This is a genomic window from Microbacterium sp. 10L49 (assembly GCF_056395125.1).
Genome location: NZ_JBFTIW010000001.1, coordinates 703,113 through 730,010, shown reverse-complemented (window position 1 = coordinate 730,010; position 26,898 = coordinate 703,113). Strand labels below are relative to the sequence as shown.

Genomic DNA, 26,898 nt, shown 5'->3' with positions numbered 1-26,898 from the left:
CGGAGAGGGAGCTGGCGATGACCGATGTCGACATCGCATGCGAGGGACTGGTGCGCATCTTCACCGCCAAGGGCGTGGAAGTGCAGGCGCTGCAGGGCCTGGACCTGCGCGTGGGGGCCGGGGAGATGGTCGCCCTCGTCGGCGCCTCCGGATCCGGCAAGTCCACGCTGCTCGGCATCCTCGCCGGGCTCGACGCGCCGACCGCCGGCAGCGCCCGCGTGGCCGGGCACGACCTGGTGACGATGCGCGGCGCGGAGCGACTGCGCTATCGCCGTCGCAGCGTCGGCTTCGTCTGGCAGCAGTCCGGGCGCAATCTGGTTCCGTATCTGACAGCGCGGGAGAACATCGCGTTGGCGCACGGCGTCGCCCGCACCGTGCCCGCGGGGGAGCGCGCCGGTCGCGCGCAGGCGCTGCTGGAGCTTCTCGACGTCGCAGAAGTGGCCGACCAGCGGCCTGCACAGCTGAGTGGGGGCCAGAAGCAGCGCGTCGCGATCGCCGTCGCGCTCGCGAACGAACCACGCGTGCTGCTCGCCGACGAACCCACCGGCGAGCTGGACGAGCGCACCAGCGCTGATGTGCTCGCCGCGATGCAGGCCGTCAACACCGAGCACGGTGTCACGACGCTCATCGTGACGCACGACGCGGCAGTGTCCGAGCACGTCGACCGGACCGTGCGGATCCGCGACGGCCGGACCTCGACCGAGACGCTGCGCAGCACCCACACCGACGACGCGGGGCGCGAGGTCCGCACCGCGCAGGAGTTCGCGGTGCTCGACCGCGCCGGCCGCATGCAGCTGCCCGGCGAGTTCGTGAGTGCGCTGGACCTGCGCGACCGTGTGCGCCTGACGCTGGAGCCCGACCACGTGCGGGTCGCGCCGAGTGCGGCGCCCCCGCAGGAGGAGCAGTCATGACCGAGGTGCTGCGCGCGGAAGGGCTGACCCGGGTGTTCCCCGCGCCGGGCGGCGATGTCACCGCCGTCCGCGACGTCGATCTGACGGTCTCGGCGGGGGAGCTCGTCGTGATCACCGGGCGCTCCGGATCCGGCAAGACCACGCTGCTGACGATGCTCGGCGGCCTGGACCGGCCGACCAGCGGACGGGTGCTGCTGGATGAGCACGATCTCAGCGCCGGCGACGCGAGCCACGTGCTGGGGGAGCGGATCGCCTCGATCTTCCAGACCGCGGGTCTGCTGCCGGTGCTCTCCGCAGCGGAGAACGTCGAGGTTCCGCTGCGGATCCGCCGCACGCCCGTGGCCGAGCGCGAGCAGCGCGTCGCCCGGGCGCTGGAGGCGGTGGGACTGGCGGATCACGCACGGCAGCGCCCGGCCGAACTCTCCGGCGGGCAGCAGCAGCGCGTCGGGATCGCCCGCGCACTGGTGATGGATCCGGCAGTGCTGATCGCGGATGAGCCCACCGCGCAGCTGGACAGCGAGACCGGGGCGCAGATCATGGATCTCATCGCGGGCCTCGTGCACGAGCGCGGCACCGCCGCGATCGTGGCGACGCACGATGCCGCCATGCTCACCCGCGCGGACCGGGTGCTGGATCTGCACGACGGCGTGCTGCACGAGCTCGGCCCCCGTGCGCTCGCGGCGAAGACGGGGCACCGCTGACCGCACCGGCCGTTACTGACAGCGAGACTGCATCTGAGTCACGAGACTGCAGTTCTGCCACGCAGTCTCGTCGCACAGATGCAGTCTCGCGGATCCGAGGTGCGTATGGAATCCGTGCATAATACTTGTGCACAGATTCTGTGCGTGCAAGCATGAGGGCATGGACACTCCGGAACACCCCGTCGGCATGCGCCTCGACGAACGCGCGGTGCGTGTGCTCGCCCATCCGCTGCGCTCCCGCCTCCTCGGTGAGCTGCGCGTGCACGGCCCCGCGACCGCGACCGAGCTCGCTGCGGCGCTGAGCACGAACACGGGAGCGACGAGCTACCACCTCCGCGCCCTGGAGGACGTCGGTCTCGTCGCCGACACCGGCGATGGCGCCGGGAAGCGACGGATCTGGCGAGCCAGCACCGACTACCACTCCTGGAGCAACTCCGACTTCGCCGACGACGAGGACGCGCAGGCCGCGTTGGGCTGGCTGCGCCGCGACTACGTGCGGCAGTTCGCCGCGCGTGCCGAGCGCTGGCTCGACGCTGAGGGCTCATGGCCCGCAGCGTGGGTCGACCGCCTCGGGCTGGAGGACGTGCTGCTCACGGTGACGCCGGATCAGCTCGCGGAGTTCCACACCGAGTTCGAGGCGCTGGCCGAGAAGTACCGTCGCATCGGGGAGGGCGACCGGGCGTCGCGACGGGTGCACGTCGTCGTGCAGACCACGCCGATCGACCTCGACCCGCCGGAGGGGTCGTGACTGCCGGCGTCGCAGGCGCCGCGGCCGGAATCGCGATCGCCGCGGCGCAGCGGCGTCTGCTCCTGCTCTCGGCACTGCGCTGGCTCCCGGTCGGCGTGACGCTCGGGGTGACGGTGCTGCTGCCGCTCGAGCGCGGCCTGTCGATCGCCGAGATCGGATCCATCCTCGCCATCCAGGGTTTCGTGGCGCTCGCGCTGGAACTGCCCACCGGGGCCCTCGCCGACACGCTCGGCCGCCGACCGGTGCTCGCCGCGTCCGGAGTGCTCGCGGTCGTGGCCGCCGTGCTCTTCCTACTCGCCGACTCGTTCGCGCTGTTCGCCGTGTCGCTGCTTCTGCAGGGCGTGTTCCGCGTGCTCGACTCCGGGGCGCTGGAGGCCTGGTTCGTCGATGCCGTGCACGAGCACGATCCGCACGCCGAGGTGGCGCGCCCCCTCGCACGCGCCGCCACCGTGCTCGGCGTCGCGATCGCCGGCGGTGCGCTGGTCGGCGGCCTCCTGGTGGCGTGGCACCCGCTCGCCGGACTGTCCGCGCTCGTGGTGCCGCTGGTCGTGGCGATCGGACTGTACGCGGCCTACACGGTCCTCGTCATCGCGCTGGTCCGGGAGCCTCCTCAGGAGGGGGCTGAAACGATGCGGGTGCTCCCGGCCATGGCGCACGCCGCGCGGCAGGCCCCGCGGACGATCGCGGACGGGCTGCGCCGCGCGGTGCGCTCCCGGGTGCTGGCGGGTCTCGTGCTCGTCGAGGTGTTCTGGTCGGTCGCGATGATCGCCTTCGAGACGCTCACCCCGGTGCAGCTGGAGGACCTGCTCGGCGGAGAAGCGGCGGCCGCCGCGGTGTTCGGGCCGGCATCGGCCGCCGCGTGGGGCTTGTTCGCCGTCGGATCCCTGCTCGCCAGCAGGCTGAGCAGCGTGATCGGAGTGGCCTGGACGGCGATCCTGAGCCGGATCCTGAACGGAGCCTTCGTCGTCCTCATGGGGCTCTCCTCGGGGATGGTCGGCCTGCTCATCGGCTACGGACTCACCTATCTCGCGCACGGCGCCGCCGGCCCCATGCACGCAGCTCTCCTGCACCGCGAGGCGGATCGGTCCACCCGGGCCACGGTGCTCTCGTTGAACTCCATGGTCTCCGGCGGCGCATACAGCATCGGGCTGCTGGTGCTGACCGCGTTCGCCGGAGCGACGTCGGCGGCGACCGCGACGATCGTCGCCGGGGCGTTCAGCATCCTCGGCGCGGCCTGCTATCTGCCTGCCCTGCGCCAGGAGAGGGCGTCCGCTGTTAGCGTGAGCGGATGATCACCCGTGCTCCGCTGACCGCCACACAGGTGGCCGAGAGGATGTCCCGCGGCGAGAGCAATGTCATCGACTCGCGCACGAGCCGCAGCTTCGGGGAGATCTTCCGGGCGAACGCCTTCACCCGCGTGAACGGCATCTACCTGGTGATGTTCCTGCTGATCCTGGGCACCGGCTACCTCATCGACGGACTGTTCGGACTGCTCATCATCGTCAACAGCGTGGTCGGCATGGTGCAGGAGATCCGGGCGAAGCGCACGCTGGACCGGCTCGCGCTGCTGAGCAAGGCTCCGGCCCGCGTGGAGCGGGCCGAGGGTGTCTCGGAGATCGATGTGGAGCACCTCGTGCTCGACGATGTCGTGCTCGTCGCCGCGGGAGATCAGATCCCGGTGGACGGCGAAGTGCTCGATGCGACGGGCTTCGAAGTGGACGAGTCACTGCTCACGGGGGAGTCGGAGCCGGTTCTCGCCGGAGCCGGATACGAGCTCAAGTCGGGCAGTTTCGTCGCCGCGGGATCCGCGAGCTTCCGCGCGACGGCCGTGGGCGAGCACGCATACGCCGCGCGGCTCGCCAAGGAGGCCTCGGAGTTCCGCAAGCCCTCCTCGCAGCTGCGCGCCGGGATCGACCAGATCCTCAAGTACGTGACCTGGGCGCTGATCCCGGTGGGCGTGCTCACGATCATCAACCAGATCTGGGGGCATGCACAGGACTGGCGCAGCGCGGTACGGGGGCTGGTCGCCGCGCTCGTGCCGATGGTGCCGGAGGGCCTCGTGCTGATGACGAGCGTCGCCATGGCGGTGGGTGTGATCCGCCTCGGCCGTCGGCAATGCCTGGTCCAGGACCTGCCTGCGATCGAGCAGCTCGCCCGGGTGGACGTCGTGTGCACGGACAAGACCGGGACGCTGACCGAGGACGGCATGCGGGTGGGGGCCGTGGAACGGCTCGGCACCGACGGCGCCCGCATCGAGGCGGCGCTCGCTGCGATCGGGCGCGCGGAGGGCAAGCCCAACGCCAGCATGACGGCGATCCTCGAGCACGTGGGCGACGTGCCGGCTCTTCCGGTGCAGACGTCGATCGCGTTCTCCTCGGCGCGCAAGTGGGCGGCGATGCAGACGGCGGATGCCGAGACCGGCGCGGTGGAGAGCTGGGTGCTCGGCGCGCCGGACGTCTTGCTGTCTGTCGGCGACGCCGCCCGCACCCGTTCCGACGCGCTCGCCTCGGAGGGGCTGCGCGTGCTCGCTCTCGCGCGCACCGCGTCCGCCTTGCCGGGCGCCGAGGCCGCGGGAGACGGTCTCCCCGACGGACTCACCGCCACCGCGCTCGTGATCCTCGACCAGCGGCTGCGCGCCGAGGCGCCGGGTGCGATCGCCTACTTCGCGGAGCAGGACGTGGCGATCAAGGTCATCTCGGGCGACAACGCGGCCGCGGTGGGCGCCATCGCCGCCGAGGCCGGCGTGCCCGACGGGCGCAATGCCGTCGACGCGCGCACGCTGGATCCGGAGTCCGCGCAGTTCGACGCGGAGGTGCAGGGCCGCACGGCGTTCGGCCGGGTCACGCCCACGCAGAAGCGTGCGATGGTGCATTCACTGCAGGGCGACGGTCACGTCGTGGCGATGACCGGCGACGGGGTCAACGACGTGCTCGCGCTCAAGGACGCCGATGTGGGCGTGGCGATGGGATCCGGCTCGCCGGCCGCGCGCGCCGTGTCGCGCATCGTGCTGCTGGACAACTCGTTCGCCACGCTGCCGCACGTGGTCGCCGAGGGGCGCCGCGTCATCGGCAACATCGAGCGGGTCGCGACGCTGTTCCTCACCAAGACGCTGTACTCGATCCTTCTGGCGCTGCTGGTGGCCGTCACCGCGGTGCCGTTCCCGTTCCTGCCTCGGCACGTCACGCTCATCGCGTGGTTCACGATCGGGATCCCGGCGTTCTTCCTCGCCCTCGCCCCGAACACGGCGCGCGCGCAGGACGGCTTCGTGCGCCGCGTGCTGGATGCGGCGGTGCCGGGCGGGATCGGCGCCGCACTCGCGTCCTACGGTGCGTATCTGACCGCGCGCTCGGTGTTCGGGACGGGGCACGCCGAGGGCAAGCTGACCTCGTCGACGGCGTTCCTGGCCCTCGTGATCGTCGCGTTCTTCGTACTGATCAGCGTGGCTCGCCCGTTCCGGCCGTGGAAGATCGGGCTCGTCGGCGCCATGATCGGCGGCATGCTCGTCGTGATCCTCACCCCGTTCGGATCCAGGGTGTTCGACGTCGATCTGCATGATCCACGGGCGGTGCTGATCGCGTGCGCGTTCGGCGCCGCAGGGATCGCCGCACGGTTCGGCGCCAGAACCGTGCTGCGCGCGATCTACGGTGCCGTGTCCCGCCGCCGGCAGCGGCGCGAGGCGGCCGTCCGCTCCTGACCTCGGGGGCGCGGGCCTACTCCGCGCGGGCGAGCACTGCTCGTCGGGCCGCGCGTATCCGGCTGACGTGCGCACGCTCGGCGAGCGCCGCCCCGATGCCGCCCACCTGCCGGGCGAGATCCTGTGCCTGCCGCTCCACGAGCGCGTGGAAGAGTGCGGCCGCGACGAGACTCAGGGGGATCCCGACCAGGCACGCGAGCCACCACTGCTCCGCGCCGAGCAGGTAGCAGAGCGACGCCAGGATCGGGGCGTGCACGAGGTACAGGCTGAACGACACCTTCCCCAGCCACTGCATCGTCCGGGTCTCGAGCAGCCGGTGTGCGCCTGGCCACACGATGGCGAGCACGACGAGCAGCGCGGCGCCGGCACCGGCGAGCGCCCACAGCACGTCCGCCACGATCGTGCCCCCGGTGAGCGGACGCGCCAGCCAGCTTGCGATGAGCAGGACCGAGGCGGCCGCCGCAAGCCAGGGGAGGGTCCGGTGCACTCGCGGTCGGTCGGCCCAGGTCTGCAGATCCGCGAAACGCACGGCGATCAGCGTGCCGAGCAGGAACACGGGCAGGTAGGCGAGCGCGGAGTTGCCCGTCGTGCGTCCCAGGAACACGAGGACGACGGCCAGCGCGGCCGCGGGCATCGCGAACCGGCGCACGCGCAGCGCGACCCAGAGGTACAGCGGCAGCAGCAGCGAGAAGAACAGCTCCCAGCGCAGCGACCACAGCACGTTGTCGATCGGATAGTCCGATCGCAGCAGGGTCATCTGCGAGAGCACGTCGCCGGCCGACACGCTGGTCGCCTGCGCGTCCTGCATCCACGAGTCCTCGGGCATCGTGGACGCATCGCGCGGGATCAGCTGGACCAGCAGCGCGGCGGAGCCCAGTGCGGCGATCACCGGCACGTACAGTCGTACCAGGCGCGCCGGGTAGTACCGCGCCCAGGAGAAGCCCGTCCGCAGCGCGGGCAGGGCGACGACCATCCCGGACAGCACGAAGAACACCATGACGGCCTCGGATCCGGCCAGCAGCAGCTTGAGCGGGGACTGCGTCAGCAGGGCCCAACCGGCAGGATCGATCCATGGCTCCGCGATCAGCGAGGCATGGTGGATGAGGACGATCCCCGCGGCGAGACCGCGGAGTCCGTCGAGAGACCTGATCCTGCTGTTACCGTTCCGTGACATCCCGTTCCACGGTAGGGACCGAGTCTGGACGCCTCCTGGATCGCGCCTCAGAGCCCGCAAAAGGGGCGGGTTCAGTCCTCCGCGACGACCACGACCTCGCCGCCCGTGAGCGCGACGAGCTCCGCAAACGACAGGGGCATGACGGTGTGCGGGGTGCCTCCGGCGGTCCAGACGATGTCGTAGTCGCGCAGCGCGGCGTCGATGACGGTGCGCACCGGAGCGGGGTGGCCGACCGGCGCGACGCCTCCGATGGCCTGCCCCGTCACCTCCCGCACGGTCGCCGCGGGCGCCATCGCCACCGACTTCGCATCCACGGCCTCAGTGAGCAGGCCGAGATCGACGCGGTGCCGGCCGCTGGTCATCACGAGCAGGGGCTCGCCGTCGGCGAGGAAGAGCAGGCTGGAACCGATCGCCCCGACCTCGCAGCCCAGTGCCGCGGCGGCCTCGACGGCAGTACGTGCGGAATCGGGCAGCTCCCGCACCTGCGCAGCGAGGCCCGCGGCGCGCACGTGCTCCTGCACGATCCTGCTCCGCTCGGGGAGGGCGGCGGTCTGCTCTGTCGTACGACCAGGCTGCTCTGTCATGCGACCATGCTGGCACAGCGTCCGCGCGAGGAGGCACCGGCTCGGGGCATGGAACGATGGAAGCATGAGCACCGCCAACCTCACCCGCACCGAGACCGCCGCGCGATCCGCGGCGGTCGACCTGCACCGCATCCGGCTCGAGCTCGACGTCACCGGCGCGCTCGACGCGGCGAACACGGGGTTCCCCGTGACGACGACGCTCGAATTCGATGCGACGACCGCCGAAACCTGGGCGGACTTCCTCGGCGAGGCCGTGCACGAGGTCGTGGTGAACGGGCAGTCCCGCGATGTGGAATGGGACGGCGCGCGGATTCGTCTCCGCGGTCTGGTAGCGCACAACACCGTCGTCATCCGCGCGACCGGCGCATACAGCCGTTCGGGGGAGGGGCTGCACCGGTTCGTCGATCCGGTCGACGCCGGTGTCTACCTGTACACGCACGACGAGCCGGCCGACGCCCGGCGGTTCATGGCGTGTTTCGAGCAGCCCGACATGAAGGCGGCGATCACGGTCGTGGTGACCGCGCCGGAGGGCTGGGAGACGCTGTCGAACCAGTCGCCCGTCGCCACCAGCACCCGCGACGGAGCGCAGACGGTCGAGTTCGCGCCGACGCTGCCGCTGTCCAGCTACCTGACCTGCATCGCGGCGGGTCCCTATGCGCGCGTGTCGTCGGAGTGGCGCCGTGACGACGTCGTCGTACCGCTGTCGGTGCTCGGCCGGGCGTCGATGGCCGAGCACCTCGCCGCCGACGAGATCCTCGAGGTCACGCGGCAGGGCCTGGACTTCTTCGCCGAGGCGTTCGACTTCCCGTATCCGTGGGGCAAGTACGACCAGATCTTCGTGCCCGAGTACAACATCGGCGCCATGGAGAACCCGGGCCTGGTCACCTTCACCGAGTCGTACCTGTACCGGGGCGCCGCGACCCGGGCCCAGCGGCAGGCGCGGGCGAACACTATCCTGCACGAGATGGCGCACATGTGGTTCGGCGATCTCGTCACGATGCAGTGGTGGGACGACCTGTGGCTCAAGGAGTCGTTCGCGGACTACATGGGCTCGCACGCGTCGGTCGCCGCGACCGAGTACACCGACGCCTGGGTGGCCTTCGCGAACCGGCGCAAGGCCTGGGCGTACACGCAGGACCAGCTGCCCAGCACGCATCCGATCGTCGCCGACATCCCGGACCTCGAGGCCGCGAAGCTGAACTTCGACGGGATCACTTACGCGAAGGGCGCCGCCGTGCTCAAGCAGCTCGTCGCGTTCGTCGGCGAGGAGGCGTTCTTCGAAGGCGCCCGCCGCTACTTCGCGAGGCACGCGTACGGCAACACCACGCTCGAAGACCTGCTGGTGGAGCTCGAGCTGGCGTCCGGCCGCGACATGCGGGCCTGGGCGCAGGCATGGCTGCAGACCACCGGCATGAGCACGGTGAGCATCGAGCGCGATGCGGACGGTGACGCCGTGGTCGTGCAGACCGACCCGCGACCGCACCGGCTGCAGATCGGCCTGTACGACCTGCAGGGCGACACGCTGGTGCTGCGCGAGCGGATCCCGGTCGACCTCGCCGAGGAGCGGACTCCCGTCGCCCTTCCCGATGCCGACCTGGTCCTGCTCAACGACGGCGACCTCACATATGCGAAGGCGCGGCTGGACGAGCGCTCGCTGTCCGCCGTCGAGCGCGGGCTCTCCTGGATCGACGACCCGCTCGCGCGCGGCCTGATCTGGTCGGCGCTGTGGAACGCCACGCGCGACGGCGAGCTCGCCGTCGCGAAGTACCTGGAGATCGTCGTCGCGCACGCGCCCCGGGAGACCGACAGCTCGCTGCTCGGCGGGGTGGTGCTGAACGCCCCGTCCGCGATCGGGCACTATCTGCCCGAGTCCGAACGGGCGGATGCGCGGCGCGCCTGGCTGGATGCGACCTGGGCGGCACTCGGCGGTGCTGCGGCCGGCAGCGACGCCCAGCTGACCTGGGCGCGCGCGTTCGCCGCGGCAGCGGCGTTCGACGACAGCAGACGTCTCGACGTCTCCACCCTGCTGATCGGAGCGGGGCCCCAGGGACTCCCCATGGACGCCGATCTGCGCTGGGTGCTGCTGACCGCACTCGTGGCCACCGGCCACGCCGGGGCGGAGGAGATCACCGAGGAGCAGCTGCGCGACCACACCGCGAGTGGACGCACGGCGGCACTCGCCGCGGCGGCGTCGACGCCGAGCGCTGCGGTGCGCGCCGCCGACTGGCGGGCGGCCTGGGGCGACCTGACGCTCACGAACGATCACCTCGACGCCACCATCCGCGGTTTCGGGGCAGGCGGGCGCCGCGATCTCGTCGAGGTCTTCGATGTGGAGTACTTCTCGCGCATCGAGGAGGCCTGGAGCGAGCGCTCCATCGAGATCGCCCGGCGCCTCGTGATCGGGCTCTACCCCGAGACGGAGACCACCGAGCTCGTGGACGGCTGGCTCGACACGCACCCTGAGGCCCCTGCCGCCCTCCGACGGCTCGTGCTCGAGCAGCGCGACCATCAGCAGCGCGCGATCCGGGTGCGCGAGGCGCAGGGTGTCCTCGCGGGCTGAGCGTCGCGGCGTCAGGGCGGCAAGTCGCGGCCTCCGGATGCCGGAGCGCTCGGACCGGCGGATCTAAAGTGTGCGCATGACGTTCGCGACGCTCGCGCTGCTGGTGCTGGTGGGACTCGCCGGTCCCCTGCTCTCCACGAGGCGCGCCTGGCGGATCCCGGTGATCGCCGGAGAGCTCGCCGCAGGACTCCTGATCGGATCGACCGGGTTCGGCTGGGTGGACGCCGCGGAGCCGACGTTCACGCTGCTGGCCCAGCTCGGATTCGGTCTCATCATGCTGGTGATCGGCTCGCACATCCCCGTCCGGGATACCGTCGTGCGCGCGGCGGTGGGGCGCGGAGCGGGCGGTGCCGCGATCGTGGCCGCGGTCGCCGTGGCGCTGGGCGTCGGGACCGCCTTGCTGTTCGCGACGTCGCACGGCGCCGTCTACGCCGTGCTCATCGCATCCTCGTCCGCGGCGCTGGTGCTGCCCATGCTGCAGTCCCTGGACATCTCGGCCGATTCCGCCGCGCAGCTGATCGCCCAGATCGCGATCGCCGATGTCGCGTGCATCGTCGCGCTCCCTCTCGTGCTGCAACCCGAGAGGGTGCCGCTCGTCGCACTCGGCGGGTTGGGCATCGCCGTGGTCGGGGTCCTGCTCGTGGTGCTGCTGCGCCGGGTCGGCACGCATCGTCTGCGCGTCCTGCACGAGGTGTCGGAGTCGCGTCAGTTCGCGCTCGAGCTGCGCTTCAGCCTGCTCGCCCTGTTCGGGCTGGCCGGGATCGCTCAGTTCACGCACGTCTCGGTCATGATGGCGGGCTTCACCCTGGGGCTGGTTCTGTCTGCAGTCGGTCAGCCTCGTCGACTGGCCCGCCAGCTGTTCGGCATGACCGAGGGATTCTTCGGGCCGCTGTTCTTCGTCTGGCTCGGCGCCTCGATCAATCTGCGCGATCTCGGATCCCACCCGCAGATGATCCTGCTCGGTCTCGTGCTGGGTGCTGCGGCGGTCATCGCCCACCTCGCAGGGCGCATCACCGGCCTGCCCTGGGCGCAGGCGGTGGCCTCAGCGGGACAGCTCGGCGTCCCCGTCGCCGCGGTCGCGCTCGGCGTCGAGACCCGCGCACTGCTGCCCGGAGAGGGAGCCGCGATCCTGCTCGGAGCTCTGGTGGCGGTTGTCGCGTCCTCGGCGGCGGTCGCCGTCGTCTCGAGACGGAACGCCGCAGCGTCCCCGCGCGCCGGCGCGGAGGGATGACCGCGGTCAGACCTCGAGGTCGTCGCCGGGATTCAACTCGACGAAATCGCCGCCGTCCTGCTCGGTGGCCCATTTCAGGCGTGCGCGGTGCATGGTCGCACCGATCACCGAGAGCGTCATGTCGTGCGTGCCGAATGCGCGGCGCGGCTTCACGGCGAGTACGAAGTCGATCGCATCCCCGATCTTCAGCCAGGGGGCGCCGAGAGGTGCGGCGAGGGTGCCAACCGTGACACCCTCCGGGACGGCATACGAGTCACCGGGGTAGTACAGCTCGTCGTCCACCAGCACGCCGACGTTGTCGACGAGCGGGATCGAGGAGTGGATCTCGGCGTGCACGCCGCCGAAGAAGCGCAGCGTGAAGTCTCCCGCGGTCACAGTGTCGCCGGGAGCGACCTCGGTGATCTCGTATCCCTCCGCGGCGCGCACGACGCCGGCGGGCGCGAAGATCGGCGTTCCGGCCGCGTCGCGCAGGATGCGATCCAGGTGGTCGGGAGTCCAATGGTCGGCATGCTCATGGGTGATCACGATGCCCACGAGGTGCTGCAGGTCGTCCAGGGGGAGTGTGAAGCTCCCCGGATCGATGAGCAGAGTCTGCCCGTGGTCCTCGACGCGGAGCGCCGCGTGCTCATGCTTGGTGATGCGCATTCCTCGAGCGTAATCCCGCGGGGCCGCGACACACCCGGGGTTCGCGTCGAGCCGGGCTCGATTTGGCGGGTGCTGAGCGTCATGTCATACTTGAACGGTTGTCGCGAGACGGAAACGGATCGCCAAGACGGCCCCATCGTATAGCGGCCTAGTACGCCGCCCTCTCACGGCGGTAACGCGGGTTCGAATCCCGCTGGGGTCACAGACAGCACACGAAAGCCCTCGGTTCGCCGAGGGCTTTCGTCGTCTCCGGATCGGGTGCGCCTCGGTATCCTCGAAACGTGGCTGAGCGACAGGGCATTCTCGCGTCGATCGAGAACGATTTCCCCCAGTGGTACCAGGACGTCCTGGAGAAGGCGCAACTGGCGGACAACGGTCCGGTGCGCGGCACGATGGTCATGCGCCCGTACTCCTACGCGATGTGGGAGGGGATGCAGTCCGCCATGGACGCGCGCATCAAGGCCACCGGTGCGGAGAACGTCTATCTTCCGCTGTTCATCCCGCAGTCCTATCTGGAGCGCGAGGCCGAGCACGTCGAGGGCTTCAGCCCCGAGCTCGCCGTGGTGACCCACGCCGGAGGCAAGGAGCTCGCCGAGCCGGTCGTCGTCCGTCCGACGAGCGAGACTCTGTTCGGCGAGGTCATGGCGAAGTGGATCCAGTCGCATCGCGATCTGCCCCTGCTGCTGAACCAGTGGGCCAACGTCGTCCGCTGGGAGATGCGCCCCCGGGTCTTCCTGCGCACCACCGAGTTCCTCTGGCAGGAGGGGCACACCGCGCACGCCACGCGGGAGGATGCTGCGGACTATGCGCGCCGCATCCACCTGGACGTCTACAAGGACTTCCTGGAGAACGTGCTGGCCATCCCGGTGCTCCCCGGCTTCAAGACCCCGTCCGAGCGCTTCGCGGGAGCGATCAACACCATGACCTGCGAGGCCATGATGGGCGACGGCAAGGCCCTGCAGATGGCGACCTCGCACGAGCTGGGGCAGAACTTCGCGAACGCGTTCGGCATCACGTTCTCCGACGCGGAGGGCGTCGCGCGGACCGCCTGGACCACGTCGTGGGGCTCGTCCACCCGCATGATGGGCGGGCTCATCATGTCGCACGGGGACGCGTCCGGCCTCGTCCTGCCGCCGCGCATCGCGCCGCACCAGGTCGTCGTGCTCGTCGTGAAGGAGGACGCACGCACCCTCGCGGCGGCGCAGACGATCGTCGCCGACCTCACGGCCGCCGGTGTCCGTGTGAAGCTCGACGACCGCACGCAGACGGGGTTCGGCCGGCGCGCGACCGAGTGGGAGCTCAAGGGCGTGCCGGTGCGCATCGAGGTGGGGCCGCGGGATCTGGACGCCGAAGAACTCACCGTCGTGCGCCGCGACCGTGCCGGCAAGCAGCGGTCCCGCTGGACCGAGGCCGTCCAGCGCGTACCCGCACTGCTGGACGAAATCCAGGCCGACCTCTTCGCCGCCGCTCGCACCCGCCTGGGTGACCGCACCGCACGCGTGTCCACCATCGCCGAGGCCCGTGAGGCCGCCCGGACCGGGTTCGCCGTCATCGACTGGAGCGCACTCGGCGAGGCGGGAGAGAAGGAGCTGAACCGGGATGCCATCACGGTGCGCTGCCTGCAGACTCGCGACGGCCGCCTGCCCGACCCGCAGGCGTCGGAGACGGATCTGGTCGCGGTCGTCGCCCGCGCTTACTGACTGCGGCTCACTCGGGCGTGGGTCGAGGCCCGCGAGCCCGCGCGCGGAAGCGCCCTGACCTGCATCAGGGCGGCGATCGAGGCGGCCAGCGCGCACGCGGCGAGCGGCAGGTCCAAGCCGTAGGCCGTGATCGCGAGGATCGGCAGCAGGAAGACGACGACGGCGGTCGCCGTCCGGCCACGGGAGGGTTCCGCGCCCATCGCCGGTGCCTTCTCAAAGTGCACGAGCCAGAGCGACAGCAACCATACGGCCGCCAGCACGACGATCAGGAACGGCGCCCTGGTCCACCACCATGCCGCGCTGCCCGGAGTCGGCATGGGCACCGGCAGCAGCAGCTGCACCCCGATCAGGACCATGATCATCGGCAGGTGCCAGAGGTACAAGGTCATCAGGCGCGATCCGATCAGCAGCACCGCGCCCTGCGCGCCGCGGGTGCGCATGAGCGCAGCCAGCGGACGGTGCAGCAGCGTCAGCGCCGCCGCCTGGACCACGGCGAGGATCGCGAGTGGAGTCGTCGGCGGCCATTGATTGCTGAGCATGTTCCAGGAGTATCCGCCGAGCGACACCAGCCCCCAGATGCCGAGATAGCCGAGCACGATGAGGCCGAGCAGCTGCCGGGACGTGCGGCGGGTGAACCAGCCGTCGAACAGCAGGAAGCCGATCTGCTGCGCGAACAGCCACACGAACGCCACATTGGGAATGCCGAACAGTTCACTGCCGACGCCATAGCCCGTCGGCGGCACGTGGCCGAGGCCGAGGAAGTCGCCCGCCACGAGGAAACGCAGCGCGTCGGTCGCGACGGCACCGACCAGCAGCACCAGAGGAACACGCATGCCGAAACGGGCATGCAGCCCGATCATCCATGGGGCCAGAGCCTGCACCAGCAGATACGCGGCGAGGAACCACAGCGGCGAGCCGACGCCGATGGCGATCGTGTCGACCAGGGCGGGGCCGATCCCCAGCAGCCGTGTCGCCGCGAGTGCAGCCGTGAAGAAGAGGAACACGGGGATCGCCGGGCGCACGAGGCGGACCAGACGCAGCCGCACGAAGCCGGCTGCGTCCCCACCGCGGCTCCGGGCGGAGCGCCAGCCGGCCCGCGCCGCGTAGCCGCCGACGACGAAGAACAGCGGCATGATGTTCAGGATCCAGCTCGCCGCGTCGAACCAGGTCTGGCCCTCCACCGTCCGCTCGATGAGCAAGGAGCCGTCGGGTCGCCGGCCGACGCCCGTGAACAGGATGTGCACGAACACCACGAGGACGACGCACGCGACACGGGTCAGATCCAAGGTGAGATCGCGTCCCTCGGGGGCGACGCGGGCGGGACGCACGGCAGCGCTGCTCATGGCGACGGCCCTAGTCGCGGACGCATGCCGAGTCCGGCATCGGACGAGGCGGCGAGCCGCGCGATGAGGTCCGTGCGGCGATGGGCATGGACTACGGGTTCTGAACGTCCTCGCGGAAGCTTGCGGACCGGCCTCGCACGGTCGAGGCCGGTCCGCAGGGTGGGTAGATCGGAGTGCCGGTCAGAGAGTCGGGATCGGTGCGGTGCCGACGTCCGCCTGCCGGTCCATGAGCGGCGTGCGCACCGTCTCGGCGCTGAGGAGCAGGCCGATCAGCGATAGCACACCGACGAGGATGAGGAAGAACGCCGGCGAAGACGGATTGCCGGTCACTGCGATCAGCCAGGTGCCGATGAACGGGGCCACACCGCCGAACAGCATCGCTCCGACATTGAACGGCAGCGCGAAGCCGAGGTAGCGGGAGCGGGTACCGAACATCTCCGTGAAGAACGACGGGAACACTGCGTCGTTCATGGCGAAGAAGATCAGCGAGAAGATGAGCACGCAGGTGGCCAGCACCACGCCGCCGAAGGAGAACAGCGTCATGATCGGATAGGCGAGAACGATGAACGCGACGCTGGAGAAGATCAGCGTGCGCTTGCGTCCGATGCGGTCGGAGAAGATTGCGGCCAGGGGGATCAGCGCGAGGTAGACGACCAGGGCGATGGTGACGACGAGCGTCGAGCTCGCCTCACTCATGTGCGCCTGCTCGATCAGGAAGGTGGGGATGTAGCTGAGCAGCAGGTAGTACGCCCCGGCGTTCAGGGACATCACCAGGAGCATGCGGATCATCGCCGGCAGACTCCGTCGCACCTCGCGCCAGCGGCGAGCGCGACTCTGCGTCGCGTGGTGTTCGACCGCCGCGCGACGCTCCTCGGCTTCAAGCTCCTGCACCCGGCGGAACTGCGGAGTGTCCTCCACGCGGGTCCGCAGCCACAAACCCAGGATTCCGAGCGGGCCGGCGACGAAGAACGGGATGCGCCAACCCCAGCTCTGCATGAACTCGGGCGACATCGTCGCGTAGAAAACGGTGGCCATCAGCGAGGCGATGAGGAATCCCGCCGCTGCCGCCATCGGCACGACGCTGGTGAGCAGGCCACGCCGGCGCGCCGGAGCGTACTCCGCGATGAAGGTGCCCGCGCCCGCGTATTCGCCGGAAGCGGAGAAGCTCTGCGACATGCGCAGGAGCAGCAGAAGCAGAGGAGCCGCGACGCCGATGACGGCGTACCCGGGGATGAAGCCGATGAGGAAGGTGGATCCGGACATGATCAGAATCGTGGTCGCGAGGATCGTCTTGCGTCCGATCCGATCGCCCAGACTGCCCCACACGAACGCGCCGAACGGTCGGACCAGGAACGATAGCGCGAACACAGCGAAGGTGCTCAGCAGGGCGACGGTGCGGTCCTCTGCCGGGAAGAAGGCGACGGCGATGGTCGTCGCCAGATAGCTGTAGCTGGCGTAGTCGAAGTACTCGAGCAGCGTGCCGAGCCCGCTCGCGATCAAGACTCGCCGCAGGACGGAGGCGTCCTGCGTGCGGTCGGTGGCGGGGGAGAGGGTCATTGATACTCCTCGTCGAGGATCAGGGCCGGACATTCGGGAGAGCTCCGGCGTCACTGGTCATGATCTCAGGCCGAACTCTGCACTCGAATGGCCATCATGTACAACAGTGGATCCTCTAGATGTACATCATGGCGCCCGCGGATCGAGTGGTGGTTCATGGCCGCGGGCCTTGAATGCGAGCCAGAACTCGGTCTGCGTGTCGATGCTGTCCAGGTCGTGCCCGGTCAGCTGCGCGGCACGTTGAATCCGATTGCGCACGGTATGCCGATGCACCCCGAGGCGCTCGGCTGCGGCCTCGATGGATCGGTGTTCGACCAGCCAGACGTGCAGGGTACTGAGCAGTGCATCGCCGCCCGACGTGTGCTCGATGGGGCCGAGCACGGCGTCGGCGAACGCTGTGAGGTACTCGGGCGACGCGACGCTCAGCAGGAAGCTGTGCGCCGCGCCATCCCGATACTCGATCGGGGCTCCGACCCGGCGACTCGTCTCGAGGGCCAGGGCCGCCTGGCGCATCGAGAGGGCGGCCTGGTGCGGAGGCTGGGGCGTACCCACCCCGAGGGGCGCTCGCAGCCCGTAGTCGGCGAGCGCGGGCAGCGGGTCGGCAGGCAGCATGGCCTCGACGACCCGTCCGCGGTGCCCGACCAGCGGTGCGGAGAACATCGCGGCGAGATCATCGACGAGCACTTCGGCGTGGGTATCGTCGCGCGCTTCGATGCGCAGCGCGCGCAGCGCGGATGCCTCGATGGCGAGCCCGCGCAGCAGTGCGGTCGCCGCCGCCTTCTCGGTCAGCGTTAGCAGTCGGGCGAGGTTCTGCTCGCGACGGCGGCGTGCCGGCTCGTCCATGAGCCAGTGCCGCTCGTACTCGAGCGCGAGGAGCGCGCGCAAGGCGGGCGCAGCGAGACCGGCGACGGCCTGGTCCGACAGCACCCTGGCGAGGAATCCCCGCACGATGTCGTTGCCGGCGAAGGGTGTGATCTCGATCCTGCGGGAATTCTGCGGATCGCCCAGGTCGTGCGTGATCGTCTGGCCGAGCCTGGGCGGTCCAGCCTGCAGGGTTTCCCGCGTCGACTCGAGGTCCTCGTCTGTGAAGCCGTCGTCGCGGGCGAGCGGGGTGCCCAGACGGTCGAACACCGCGGCAGCTTCGCCCGTCTGCCGGCGCCATCCGCGCAACAGCCGCTCGACACCGCGCCCTCGCGCCAGGATCGCGGTGAGCTCGATCTGCAGCGCGAGCGCCTGCTGTTCCGGAGTGCGGACCGGTGCCTCGGAGGGGCTCGGGGAATCGGTGGGAAGTGGTGCGGTCATCGCGTCAGAATATAGCGCGCCTGATTCGACATCAGGGCGATGCGCGCGCCCTTGAAATATACGCAAGGGACATGGCGATGCGAGGAATCCGCTTCCTAGTCTGGCCGTGTCGTGCTCGCCTGCCGAGCATTCCACATCCGCAGACACGAGGAGTCATCGCATGATCGGTCAGAACGAATACTTCGACGGCCAGGTTCGCAGCCTGGAGTTCCAGAACGAGCAGGGCAACTTCACGGTGGGCGTGATGGAGCCCGGAGAGTGGACGTTCGACGCCCCGGTCACCGAGTGGATGCACCTGGTCCGTGGCAGCTGGGATGTACGGCAGCCTGCCGGGCAGGGAGAGTGGAAGACCTACCACGAGGGCGAGCTCTTCGAGGTTCCCGGCGGCACCGACTTCACCGTCCGAGTGACCGACACTGTTGCCTACCTCTGCCCCTACACCGGCGAGTTCCTCGGCTGGATCGGTGCCGACGCCTGAGTCACGACCTCCCCGCTGCAATGGGCATCGGGCCCGGTCGAGTGCCGGGCCCGATCCATGTCTCCGACCCGGGCTCAGTCCTCGGCCGCCGGATCCGTGCCGGTGACGCGGCGGCGGATCCGGCGCATCCGCACTCCGGCCCAGACGATCAGCGTCACCACCACCGCGACGGCGAGCCACGGCAGGAGGAAGCCGAGCGCGATCACGAGGGCGTTCAGGGAGATGATGAGACCCTTCCAGCCGGCTGCGAGACCATCGCCGAAACCGGCGGGGTCGGCCGCCGCGGGAGCCTCGCGCACCAGCGTCACCTGTACGGAGGACATCGCCACCTGCGACTCGAGATCCTTCAGCTGCTGCTGGGCCGACTGCAGCTGGGTCTGACGGTCGGTGAGCGCGGTCTCGGCGGTGAGCAGGTCCGCCACCGAGGTCGCCTGCGACATCAGCTGGGTCAGGCGCGTGACGGAAGCGGTCAGCGAATCGATCTGGGCGCGCAAGTCGGTGGTCGCGGTGGTCACGTCGTTCGTGCCCACCGAGGTCGCCAGCACCGTGCCCTGCGTCCGCAGTGCGTCCATCACCGCATCGAGGTCCGCGGCCGGCACGCGCAGAGTCACCCAGCCGTCTCCTGTGGCTGGCGGAGCGATCCCGCCATCGGTCGGCACAGGTGCCTGCGCGGAGCCGATCTGCTGGCTCTCCACGAAGCCGCCGTGCTTCTTCGCGAGAGCGGCCAGCGCATCGGCCGCCTTGCGCACGTCGTCGACCTGGACAGTGGCGGATCCGGTGCGGATGACGTCGCGCGGTGCGTTTGCCGCGGGGGCGGAGCCACCCGCCACGCCGGACGTGGCGCCCTCCGAGGTCTGCGCCAGATCCTTGGCGGCTCCGGTCAGCGGCTTCGCCCCCGACGACGCGTCATACGGCGCGGACGCGGCGGAACCGGATGATCCCGAGGAGAGGGATCCGGTGGCGTTCCGGATCGCGGGGGTCACCAGAACGCCGACCAGGAACGCGGCGGCGATGCCGCCCGCGGTCAGCCATCCACGGCGGCGAGTGCGGTGACGCGCCGCGGCGGAGCGTGCCTTCCCGGCGTCGCGCTCCTCGGCGATCCGCGCGAAGACGGCCTCCTCGATGCGGTCCACGCTCTCGTCGGACAGCGGAGGCAGCTCGGTCGGGGTGATGGTCATGATGCGGGCTCCGTTTCGGTCACAGCGCCGCGCAGGCGGGTGCGCACGCGGGAGAGACGGTTGCGGACGACGCCATGCCCGACGCCGAGCTCGGCGGCTGCGGCGCGGTAGTCCCAGCCCTCGGTCGCGCAGAGCCGGAAGATCTCCCGGTCCAGCACGCTCATGCCGCCCAGCTCAGCGGCGATGCGGTCGGCGAACTCTGCGGCGATGACCTGCTGCTCGACGTCGATCAGCGCGGGGACCTGCTCGTCCACGCCCGCGGCGGTGTGCGCGGCATCCCGCTGACGCCGGCGCAGCCGGTTGGCCGCCTGGAACCGGCAGATCGTCGCCAGCCACGGCAGCAGCGATTCGCCGGCCAGCTCGAGGCCCGGCAACTTGCGCCAGGCGACGACGAACGCCTCCTGGGTCACGTCCTCGGCATCGCCGGCGTCGCCGAGGATGCCGTAGGCGATCCAGTAGACGGGGCGGACGTACGCGCGGTACAGCGTGCGGAAGGCGGTCTCGCTCCCCGCCGCCGCACGTGCGACGAGCGTTCTGTCGTGTGCGTCGTGTGCCATGCCGGCTCCGTTCGGTGTCTCTCACTGATCAGTGTCGACACCGGCGGAATCGTCTCAGCCCTTGCTCACGATCGGCACATGCGGATCCTTCTGATGCCGCAGCCAGATCGTGGACAGGGCGGGGATGGTCAGCGTCGCCTGCGGCGAGCCGTTCTCGACATCCGTCGCGTACACGAGCCCGAGATTGCCCTGGCCGTGCCCGCCGAACTCGGCGGCGTCGGTGTTCAGGACCTCGGTCCAACCTCCCGCCAGCGGCAGATCGAGCCGCACACCGTGCCGAGTGGAGCCCGCGAAGTTGCTGATCACCGCCAGATGCCCGCCGTGCGCGTCGCGGCGTACGAACGCGACGATGTTCGGATCCCAGTCCGGCGCGCCGATCCGGGTGAACGAGCTGCTGTCGTGATCACGCTCCCACAGCGGCGCGTTCTGCCGGTACGTGCTGTTCAGCGCGCCCACGAACTCCTGCAGCTGACGATGGGACGGCTGATCGAGCAGCCACCAGTCGAGGCCCCGGTCCACGGACCACTCGGAGAGCTGGCCGAACTCCTGGCCCATGAACAGCAGGTTCTTGCCCGGGTGCCCCCACATGTAGCCGAGATACGCGCGCACGTTCGCGAGCTTGGCGGCATGGTCGCCCGGCATCTTCGAGAGCAGGCTGCCCTTGCCGTGCACGACCTCATCGTGACTGATCGGCAGGATGTAGTTCTCCCCGAACGCATACACGAACGAGAACGTCATCTCACCCTGATGGTGCGAGCGGTACAGCGGGTCGCGCTCGATGTACACGAGCGAGTCGTTCATCCAGCCCATGTTCCACTTGAACCCGAAGCCGAGGCCGTTGTGGTCGGTGGGCGCGGTCACGCCGGGGAAGCTCGTCGATTCCTCGGCGACCATCACGATCCCGGGATGCTTGCGGTACGCGGTCGCGTTGACCTCCTGCAGGAACCGGATCGCCTCCAGGTTCTCCCGCCCGCCGTGCACGTTGGGCTCCCACTCGCCGTCGTTGCGGGAGTAGTCCAGGTACAGCATCGAGGCGACCGCGTCCACGCGCAGCCCGTCGGCATGGAACTCGTCCAGCCAGAACAGCGCGTTCGCCACGAGGAAGTTGCGCACCTCGTTGCGGCCGTAGTCGAAGATGAGCGTGCCCCAGTCCCGGTGCTCGCCGCGCCGCGGGTCCGGGTGCTCGTAGACGGGCTCGCCGTCGAAGCGGGCGAGCGCGAAGGCGTCCTTGGGGAAGTGGCCGGGGACCCAGTCGATGATCACGCCGATGCCCGCCTGGTGCAGCCGGTCGATGAGGTACTTCAGATCGTCCGGCTCGCCGTAGCGGTGCGTCGCGGCGTAGTAGCCCGTCACCTGGTAGCCCCAGGAGCCGGTGAACGGATGCTCGGCCACGGGCATGAACTCCACGTGGGTGAATCCGGTCGCGGTGACGTGCTCGATGAGCTCGTCGGCGATGTCGCGGTATCCGAGACCCGGACGCCAGGAACCGAGGTGCAGTTCGTAGACGCTCATCGGCTGTGCGACGGCGTGCGTCGCGGCTCGGCGGGTCATCCAGGCGCCGTCGCCCCAGGAGTACTCGGAGCGGGTGACGATCGAGGCCGTGGCGGGCGGTGTCTCGGCCAGCTGCGCCATCGGATCCGCCTTGAGGATCCAGTCGCCGTGCGGGGTGAGGATCTCGTACTTGTAGTGCGCGCCGACGACGATGCCGGGAAGGAACAGCTCCCAGACGCCGCTGGAGCCCATCGAGCGCATCGCGTCGAGGCGTCCGTCCCACTTGTTGTGGTCGCCGACGATCCGCACCGCCTTCGCGTGCGGTGCCCACACGGCGAATGCGGTGCCCTGGTCGCCGTCGATGAAGCGGGGGTGCGCACCGAGCGCCTCCCAGAGGCGTTCGTGGCGACCCTCGCGGATGAGGTGCAGATCGAGTTCGCCGATGGCGGGGGCGTGCCGGTAGGGGTCGGCGGAGATCCAGTCGGGACCATCGCCGTAGGTCGCCTTGATCCTGTAGGCGCCGGTGGGGCCGGTCACCTCGCCCTCCCAGATCCCCTCCGCGAGATGCGTGAGGGGAACCTCGACGCCGCCGTCGAGCAGCACCGAGACGCCCTTGGCAAGAGGTCGCAGTGCGCGCACGATCGTGATGCGTCTTCCGCCCGACTCGGGTTGCGGATGCGCTCCGAGCACGGAGTGCGGGTCGTGGTGCGAGCCCGAGGCCACCGCCTCGAGCACAGCCTCATCGATCGCAGTGGTGATCATGGCTGCCCCTTCACATGGAGGATGTGCACCGGCTCCGTGAAGGCGTCCAGGCGCACGAAATTGTGATCCGTCCAGGTCCAGACGGATCCGGTGACGAGGTCCTCGACCTCGTACGCCGTTCCGGGCTCGACACCCCAAGCGAGAGTGTCGAGATGCACGGTGGTCTGCCGCACGGAGTGCGGATCGACATTCGCGACGACGACGATCGTGTCGCTGGAGCCCGTGCCGGTGAACGGCGCGTCCAGGCGCTTGGAGAACACCAGGACCGCGTCATCGTCGCTCCAGTGCAGCTGCAGATTGCGCAACTGACGCAGCGCAGGGTGCGCGCGACGGATCTCGTTGAGCCGGGTGAGGTAAGGGGCGAGCGAACGCTCCTCCGCCTCGGCCTTCGCCCAGTCGCGCAGTTTGTACTCGTACTTCTCGTTGTCGATGTTCTCCTCGGAGCCGGGCCGGGCCACGTTCTCGTACAGCTCGTATCCGGCGTACACGCCGTAGAGCGGAGCGCCGGTCGCGGCGATCGCGGCACGGATCTTGTATGCCGCGCGCCCGCCGAACTGGAGGTACTCGGTGAGGATGTCAGGGGTGTTCACGAACAGGTTCGGACGCATATAGTCCGCCGTCTCGTGCGAGACCGAGAGCAGGAACTCCTCCAGCTCCGCCTTGGTGTTGCGCCAGGTGAAGTAGCTGTAGCTCTGCTGGAATCCGACGGCGGCGAGACCTCGCATGGGCGCGGGGCGGGTGAACGCCTCGGCGAGGAACACCACATCGGGATGCTTCGTGTTCACGGTGCGGATCAGCCACTCCCAGAACCGCAGCGGCTTGGTGTGCGGGTTGTCCACGCGGAAGATCTTCACGCCCTGCGCGATCCAGTGCTCGACGATGCGCAGCACCTCCGTGTACAGGCCCACCGGATCCCGGTCGAAGTTCAGCGGGTAGATGTCCTGGTACTTCTTCGGGGGATTCTCCGCGTAGGCGATGGTGCCGTCGGGCAACTCCGTGAACCACTCCGGGTGCGCCTTCACCCAGGGGTGGTCGGGGGCCGCCTGCAGCGCGAGGTCGAGGGCGACCTCGAGGCCCAGTGCTTCCGCCTTCTCGACGAACGCGCGGAAATCGGCGAGAGTGCCGAGATCGGGGTGCACGGCGTCGTGTCCGCCCTCTGCGGCGCCGACGGCCCAGGGTGAGCCCGGGTCCGCGGGCCCGGCGGTGAGCGAGTTGTTCGGCCCCTTGCGGTTGAGGCGCCCGATCGGGTGGATCGGGGGCAGGTACAGAACGTCGAAGCCCATCGCGGCGACCGCGGGAAGACGCTCGGCGGCGGTGACGAACGTGCCGCTCGCGATCGTGCCGTCGGCCCTGCGTGCGGCGCCCTCGGAACGCGGGAAGAACTCGTACCAGGCTGCGGCCCCGGCGATCGTGCGCTCGACGAGGAGTGTCTGCCAGGGCGTCGCCGAGTCGAGCGCGGTGAGCGGACGCTCGGCGAAGAGGGCGGCGAGCTCCGGGTCGGTCGCGACGGCGAGGGCGTCCTCGGCGGTCTCGTCGGGGGAGCGCAGCCCCTCCGCGACGGCGGCGAGGCGCTTGCGCTCGGGCTTCGGACGGGACTTGTCCTTCGCCGCACGCGTCAGCAGCTGCGCCCCGAGCGCGCGCATCACCTCGACGTCCACCCCCGCGGCGATCTTCAGCTCCGCGGCGTGCGCCCAGGTGGCGAACTCGTCGGCGAACGCCTCGAAGCGGAACGTCCACGCGTTCGTCTCGTCGAGCGCGACGTCGACCTGCCAGCGGTCGGTGCCGTCGCCTCGCGGAGTGAGCCGATGCAGGCTCTCCTGGTGGTTCGGGGTGCGCAGCCGCAGATGCACCCCGATGATGTCGTGGCCCTCGCGGAAGGCCACGACCCGGAAGGGGATCACTTCGCCGGCGAACGCCTTGGGATGGAAGCCCTCAGGGGCCGCGGGGGAGGGATCCGCGAGCGGGATGCGCGTGGTCTGCGCGTCCGCCGCATCGTTGTCGGGCAGGGCGCGCACCGGGATCTGCGCGGTGCTGCGGAGAGCATCGGATGAGGACTGTGCGGCAGATCGTTCGGACACACCCCGAACCTACCGCGCTCCGAGGCCGGAAGAGGTAACGGGCGTGTCACTCCGCGCGGAACAGTCGCATCGACGTGCCCGGGAGCGCGATCACATCGCCCGGACGGTGCACGGTCTCGACCGCCGAGGGACGCTCATCCGCGCTCGACCACAGGGAGACGTAGCGCGTCACGTCCTCGAGGACGGGCAGGCGCACATCGATCGGCGCCTCCGTGCCGTGCACGATCAGCAGGATGCGGTTGAACGCCTCCTTGTCGGGTGTGGAGGCGGCCACGTACTGCAGCGTGCGGTTGCGGGGGTCGTTCCATTGCTCGACCTCCATCGTCTCGCCGTCCTGATCGAACCAGTCCATGACGGATGCGTTGGGAATGTGCTCGCCGAGACGGGCGTAGAGCAGCGGGCGCAGAGCCGGATTCTCGTTCCGCAGCCGGGTCAGGAGCGACGCGTGCGCGAGAAGATCCTGCTGCCACGGCTCGTGCTCCCAGTTCAGCCAGCTGAGCGCCGAGTCCTGGCAGTAGGCGTTGTTGTTGCCGCGCTGGGTGCGCCCGAACTCGTCTCCGGCGGTGAGCATCGGCACCCCGGCGGAGAGCATCAGGGTGCCCAGCAGGTTGCGCATGGCTTTGCGCCGCGCGGCGAGGATGGCCGGGTCGTCGGTGGGTCCCTCCGCGCCGTGGTTGAAGGCGCGGTTCATGTCGGCGCCGTCGTGATTGTTCTCGCCGTTGGCCTCGTTGTGCTTGACGTCGTAGGAGACCAGGTCGTGCAGGGTGAAGCCGTCGTGCGAGGTGACGAAGTTGATGCTGGCGAGCGGGCCGCGCTCGTCACTGAACGTGTTCGCGGATCCGGCGAGGCGGTTCGCGAATCCGCCGATGCCGGTCGGCGCCGAGGCGCGACGGGCGTAGTCGATGTCGCTGAGCCAGAAGTTGCGGACGCGATCCCGGTAGCGGTCGTTCCACTCGCTCCATCCGGTGGGGAAGTTGCCGGTCTGCCAGCCGCCGAGGCCCACGTCCCAGGGCTCGGCGATGATCTTCGCACCGGCGAGGACGGGATCCGTCCTGATCGCCTGCAGCAGCGGATGCTCCGGGGTGTAGGCGTTGCCCTCGTCCCGTCCCAGCGCGGTGGCCAGATCGAAGCGGAACCCGTCGACCTGCATCTCGGTCGTCCAGTAGCGCAGGGAGTCCAGCACCAGGCGGGCCGCCGCGGGCGTCGCGGTGTTCAGGGTGTTGCCGCACCCCGTGGTGTCGATGTAGCTGCCGTCCGGCTGCTGGCGGTAGTAGAGGGCGTTGTCGATGCCGCGCAGGCTCGTGCGCGGGCCGCCGATGCCCTCCTCGTTCGTGTGGTTGTACACGACGTCGAGGATCACCTCGATGCCGGCCTCGTGCAGCAGCTTCACCATGCCCTTGAACTCGCGCAAGACGGCTTCCGGGCCGCCCTTGCGCGCCTCCTCGGTCGCGTAGGCCGTGTGCGGGGTGAAGAAGTTCAGGGTGTTGTAGCCCCAGTAGTTCGTCAGGCCGCGATCCAGCAGCCGCGGCTCCGAGGCGAACGCCTGCACCGGGAGCAACTCGACCGCGGTGATTCCGAGCTCGCGGTAGTACTCGATCATCGCGGGGTTCGCGACACCGGCGTAGGTGCCGTGCAGGGCGGGCGGAACGCCGGGGTGGCGCTTGGTGAGTCCCTTGACGTGGCCCTCGTAGATCACGGTGCGGTCGAGGGGGGTCTGCGGCTTGGTGACGTCGCCCCAGTCGAATCCGTCGGCGATGACGACCGAGCGCCATTCCTCGTAGCCGTCGCCCTGGGCGAGGCCTCGGCCGTAGGGGTCGAGCAGCAGCGTCTCGGGGTTGAACGTGTTGCCGGGGCTGTGTGCTCCGTCCACGCGCAGGGCGTAGCGGGTTCCCGGTTGCAGGAGTTCGGTGGTGATCTCCCAGACGCCTCCGGGCCGGCGCTCCAGCGCGAGCTGAGCGGTCTCCCAGTCGAGATCGGTCTCATCGAAGATCACGAGCTCGATCGCGGACGCGTTCTGCGACCAGACGCGCAACGTGGCGGTCCCGTCGTGAAGGCGGACGCCGAGGTCGTCCAGGGACGGGCTGCACAGGGAGCAGCTTCCGCCGTCGGGTGCCGGCGTCTCGTCCTCTATTGCATGCGGACACATGAGGGACAGGATACGCGGCACCAGCGGGTCGGGATGCCACCGCGTTCCGCGATCCATG

At 69.9% G+C, this 26,898-nt stretch carries 20 protein-coding genes and 1 tRNA gene; 10 read left to right on the top strand and 11 right to left on the bottom strand.

All coding sequences use genetic code 11. The features are described 5' to 3' along the window. Positions 1–17 precede the first annotated feature (17 nt). The 5 genes from AC1DCT_RS03510 (at position 18) to AC1DCT_RS03490 (ending at position 6,054) form a co-directional block, all read left to right on the top strand. Positions 18–911 (top strand): ABC transporter ATP-binding protein, encoded by an 894-nt coding sequence (locus AC1DCT_RS03510; protein ID WP_477427489.1) that lies wholly within the window; start codon positions 18–20, stop codon positions 909–911. Further along, complete coding sequence (locus AC1DCT_RS03505; RefSeq protein WP_440731994.1) at positions 908–1,612, top strand: ABC transporter ATP-binding protein; 705 nt, start codon at positions 908–910, stop codon at positions 1,610–1,612. Before AC1DCT_RS03510 ends, AC1DCT_RS03505 begins: the two co-directional genes overlap by 4 nt. Positions 1,613–1,772: 160 nt before the next feature. Next, entirely contained in the window at positions 1,773–2,360 is a 588-nt protein-coding gene (locus tag AC1DCT_RS03500) for a winged helix-turn-helix domain-containing protein (protein WP_477427487.1), read from the top strand. Further along, complete coding sequence (locus AC1DCT_RS03495; protein ID WP_477427485.1) at positions 2,357–3,652, top strand: MFS transporter; 1,296 nt, start codon at positions 2,357–2,359, stop codon at positions 3,650–3,652. Before AC1DCT_RS03500 ends, AC1DCT_RS03495 begins: the two co-directional genes overlap by 4 nt. Further along, a complete protein-coding gene (locus tag AC1DCT_RS03490) occupies positions 3,649–6,054 on the top strand; it encodes an HAD-IC family P-type ATPase (protein ID WP_477427483.1) in 2,406 nt (801 codons plus the stop codon). Before AC1DCT_RS03495 ends, AC1DCT_RS03490 begins: the two co-directional genes overlap by 4 nt. 16 nt (positions 6,055–6,070) lie before the next feature. Here AC1DCT_RS03490 and AC1DCT_RS03485 read toward each other — a convergent pair whose 3' ends face one another. Then, positions 6,071–7,228: an acyltransferase family protein gene (locus tag AC1DCT_RS03485; RefSeq protein ID WP_477427481.1), complete on the bottom strand. Its 1,158-nt coding sequence runs from the start codon at positions 7,226–7,228 to the stop codon at positions 6,071–6,073. 71 nt (positions 7,229–7,299) lie between these two features. Continuing rightward, positions 7,300–7,812, bottom strand: a complete 513-nt coding sequence (locus AC1DCT_RS03480; RefSeq protein WP_477427480.1) for a YbaK/EbsC family protein — start codon at positions 7,810–7,812, stop codon at positions 7,300–7,302. 64 nt (positions 7,813–7,876) lie between these two features. Between AC1DCT_RS03480 and pepN the strand changes: the two genes are divergently transcribed. Together pepN and AC1DCT_RS03470 are read left to right on the top strand one after the other, a co-directional pair. Continuing rightward, positions 7,877–10,372 (top strand): aminopeptidase N, encoded by a 2,496-nt coding sequence (gene pepN / locus AC1DCT_RS03475; RefSeq protein WP_477427478.1) that lies wholly within the window; start codon positions 7,877–7,879, stop codon positions 10,370–10,372. Between the two features lie 76 nt (positions 10,373–10,448). Beyond that, entirely contained in the window at positions 10,449–11,603 is a 1,155-nt protein-coding gene (locus AC1DCT_RS03470; protein ID WP_440731987.1) for a cation:proton antiporter, read from the top strand. Positions 11,604–11,609: 6 nt separating this feature from the next. On the opposite strand, the gene AC1DCT_RS03465 is transcribed toward AC1DCT_RS03470, so the two are convergent. Next, on the bottom strand, positions 11,610–12,248 hold the full coding sequence (locus AC1DCT_RS03465) for an MBL fold metallo-hydrolase (RefSeq protein WP_477427476.1): 639 nt from the start codon (positions 12,246–12,248) through the stop codon (positions 11,610–11,612). A gap of 129 nt (positions 12,249–12,377) precedes the next feature. Between AC1DCT_RS03465 and AC1DCT_RS03460 the strand changes: the two genes are divergently transcribed. Together AC1DCT_RS03460 and proS are read left to right on the top strand one after the other, a co-directional pair. After that, positions 12,378–12,450: transfer RNA gene (locus AC1DCT_RS03460), tRNA-Glu, on the top strand. Positions 12,451–12,529: 79 nt separating this feature from the next. Beyond that, positions 12,530–13,948: a proline--tRNA ligase gene (gene proS / locus AC1DCT_RS03455; protein ID WP_477427475.1), complete on the top strand. Its 1,419-nt coding sequence runs from the start codon at positions 12,530–12,532 to the stop codon at positions 13,946–13,948. Here the strand turns inward: proS and AC1DCT_RS03450 are convergent. From AC1DCT_RS03450 to AC1DCT_RS03440, 3 genes are all read right to left on the bottom strand, one after another. Beyond that, positions 13,942–15,291, bottom strand: coding sequence for an acyltransferase family protein (locus AC1DCT_RS03450; protein WP_477427473.1), 1,350 nt, complete (start codon positions 15,289–15,291; stop codon positions 13,942–13,944). The two genes, proS and AC1DCT_RS03450, sit on opposite strands and share 7 nt — an antisense overlap. Before the next feature lie 180 nt (positions 15,292–15,471). Further along, entirely contained in the window at positions 15,472–16,848 is a 1,377-nt protein-coding gene (locus AC1DCT_RS03445) for an MFS transporter (protein WP_477230578.1), read from the bottom strand. Positions 16,849–16,974: 126 nt separating this feature from the next. After that, positions 16,975–18,150, bottom strand: a complete 1,176-nt coding sequence (locus AC1DCT_RS03440; RefSeq protein ID WP_477427471.1) for a PucR family transcriptional regulator — start codon at positions 18,148–18,150, stop codon at positions 16,975–16,977. Positions 18,151–18,310: 160 nt separating this feature from the next. On the opposite strand from AC1DCT_RS03440, the gene ppnP reads away from it, so the two are divergent. Further along, positions 18,311–18,628, top strand: coding sequence for a pyrimidine/purine nucleoside phosphorylase (gene ppnP, locus AC1DCT_RS03435; protein ID WP_477230576.1), 318 nt, complete (start codon positions 18,311–18,313; stop codon positions 18,626–18,628). A gap of 74 nt (positions 18,629–18,702) precedes the next feature. Here ppnP and AC1DCT_RS03430 read toward each other — a convergent pair whose 3' ends face one another. The 5 genes from AC1DCT_RS03430 to glgX all read right to left on the bottom strand — a co-directional run bounded on the left by AC1DCT_RS03430 (position 18,703) and on the right by glgX (position 26,840). Beyond that, a complete protein-coding gene (locus AC1DCT_RS03430; protein ID WP_477427469.1) occupies positions 18,703–19,806 on the bottom strand; it encodes a DUF4349 domain-containing protein in 1,104 nt (367 codons plus the stop codon). After that, positions 19,803–20,363 carry an RNA polymerase sigma factor gene (locus AC1DCT_RS03425; RefSeq protein WP_441976140.1) on the bottom strand — a complete coding sequence of 187 codons (561 nt, stop codon included), beginning with the start codon at positions 20,361–20,363 and terminating at the stop codon, positions 19,803–19,805. The genes AC1DCT_RS03430 and AC1DCT_RS03425 overlap by 4 nt, the downstream gene beginning before the upstream one ends. A gap of 54 nt (positions 20,364–20,417) precedes the next feature. Beyond that, positions 20,418–22,616 (bottom strand): 1,4-alpha-glucan branching protein GlgB, encoded by a 2,199-nt coding sequence (gene glgB / locus AC1DCT_RS03420; RefSeq protein WP_477427468.1) that lies wholly within the window; start codon positions 22,614–22,616, stop codon positions 20,418–20,420. Continuing rightward, positions 22,613–24,631: an alpha-1,4-glucan--maltose-1-phosphate maltosyltransferase gene (locus AC1DCT_RS03415; protein ID WP_477427751.1), complete on the bottom strand. Its 2,019-nt coding sequence runs from the start codon at positions 24,629–24,631 to the stop codon at positions 22,613–22,615. Before AC1DCT_RS03415 ends, glgB begins: the two co-directional genes overlap by 4 nt. Before the next feature lie 109 nt (positions 24,632–24,740). Further along, the gene (glgX, locus tag AC1DCT_RS03410; RefSeq protein WP_477427466.1) at positions 24,741–26,840 is read right to left on the bottom strand and encodes a glycogen debranching protein GlgX; all 2,100 of its coding nucleotides are present in this window, start codon (positions 26,838–26,840) and stop codon (positions 24,741–24,743) included. Between the last annotated feature and the right edge of the window lie 58 nt (positions 26,841–26,898).

Excerpts from the sequence above, each read along its gene's own strand:
- AC1DCT_RS03510 (WP_477427489.1), top strand. The coding sequence starts at position 18 with ATGACCGATGTCGACATCGCATGCGAGGGACTGGTGCGCATCTTCACC.
- AC1DCT_RS03505 (WP_440731994.1), top strand. The coding sequence starts at position 908 with ATGACCGAGGTGCTGCGCGCGGAAGGGCTGACCCGGGTGTTCCCCGCG.
- AC1DCT_RS03500 (WP_477427487.1), top strand. The coding sequence starts at position 1,773 with ATGGACACTCCGGAACACCCCGTCGGCATGCGCCTCGACGAACGCGCG.
- AC1DCT_RS03490 (WP_477427483.1), top strand. The coding sequence starts at position 3,649 with ATGATCACCCGTGCTCCGCTGACCGCCACACAGGTGGCCGAGAGGATG.
- AC1DCT_RS03485 (WP_477427481.1), bottom strand. The coding sequence starts at position 7,228 with ATGTCACGGAACGGTAACAGCAGGATCAGGTCTCTCGACGGACTCCGC.
- AC1DCT_RS03480 (WP_477427480.1), bottom strand. The coding sequence starts at position 7,812 with ATGACAGAGCAGCCTGGTCGTACGACAGAGCAGACCGCCGCCCTCCCC.
- pepN (WP_477427478.1), top strand. The coding sequence starts at position 7,877 with ATGAGCACCGCCAACCTCACCCGCACCGAGACCGCCGCGCGATCCGCG.
- AC1DCT_RS03470 (WP_440731987.1), top strand. The coding sequence starts at position 10,449 with ATGACGTTCGCGACGCTCGCGCTGCTGGTGCTGGTGGGACTCGCCGGT.
- AC1DCT_RS03465 (WP_477427476.1), bottom strand. The coding sequence starts at position 12,248 with ATGCGCATCACCAAGCATGAGCACGCGGCGCTCCGCGTCGAGGACCAC.
- AC1DCT_RS03450 (WP_477427473.1), bottom strand. The coding sequence starts at position 15,291 with ATGAGCAGCGCTGCCGTGCGTCCCGCCCGCGTCGCCCCCGAGGGACGC.
- AC1DCT_RS03445 (WP_477230578.1), bottom strand. The coding sequence starts at position 16,848 with ATGACCCTCTCCCCCGCCACCGACCGCACGCAGGACGCCTCCGTCCTG.
- AC1DCT_RS03440 (WP_477427471.1), bottom strand. The coding sequence starts at position 18,150 with ATGACCGCACCACTTCCCACCGATTCCCCGAGCCCCTCCGAGGCACCG.
- ppnP (WP_477230576.1), top strand. The coding sequence starts at position 18,311 with ATGATCGGTCAGAACGAATACTTCGACGGCCAGGTTCGCAGCCTGGAG.
- AC1DCT_RS03430 (WP_477427469.1), bottom strand. The coding sequence starts at position 19,806 with ATGACCATCACCCCGACCGAGCTGCCTCCGCTGTCCGACGAGAGCGTG.
- AC1DCT_RS03425 (WP_441976140.1), bottom strand. The coding sequence starts at position 20,363 with ATGGCACACGACGCACACGACAGAACGCTCGTCGCACGTGCGGCGGCG.
- glgB (WP_477427468.1), bottom strand. The coding sequence starts at position 22,616 with ATGATCACCACTGCGATCGATGAGGCTGTGCTCGAGGCGGTGGCCTCG.
- glgX (WP_477427466.1), bottom strand. The coding sequence starts at position 26,840 with ATGTGTCCGCATGCAATAGAGGACGAGACGCCGGCACCCGACGGCGGA.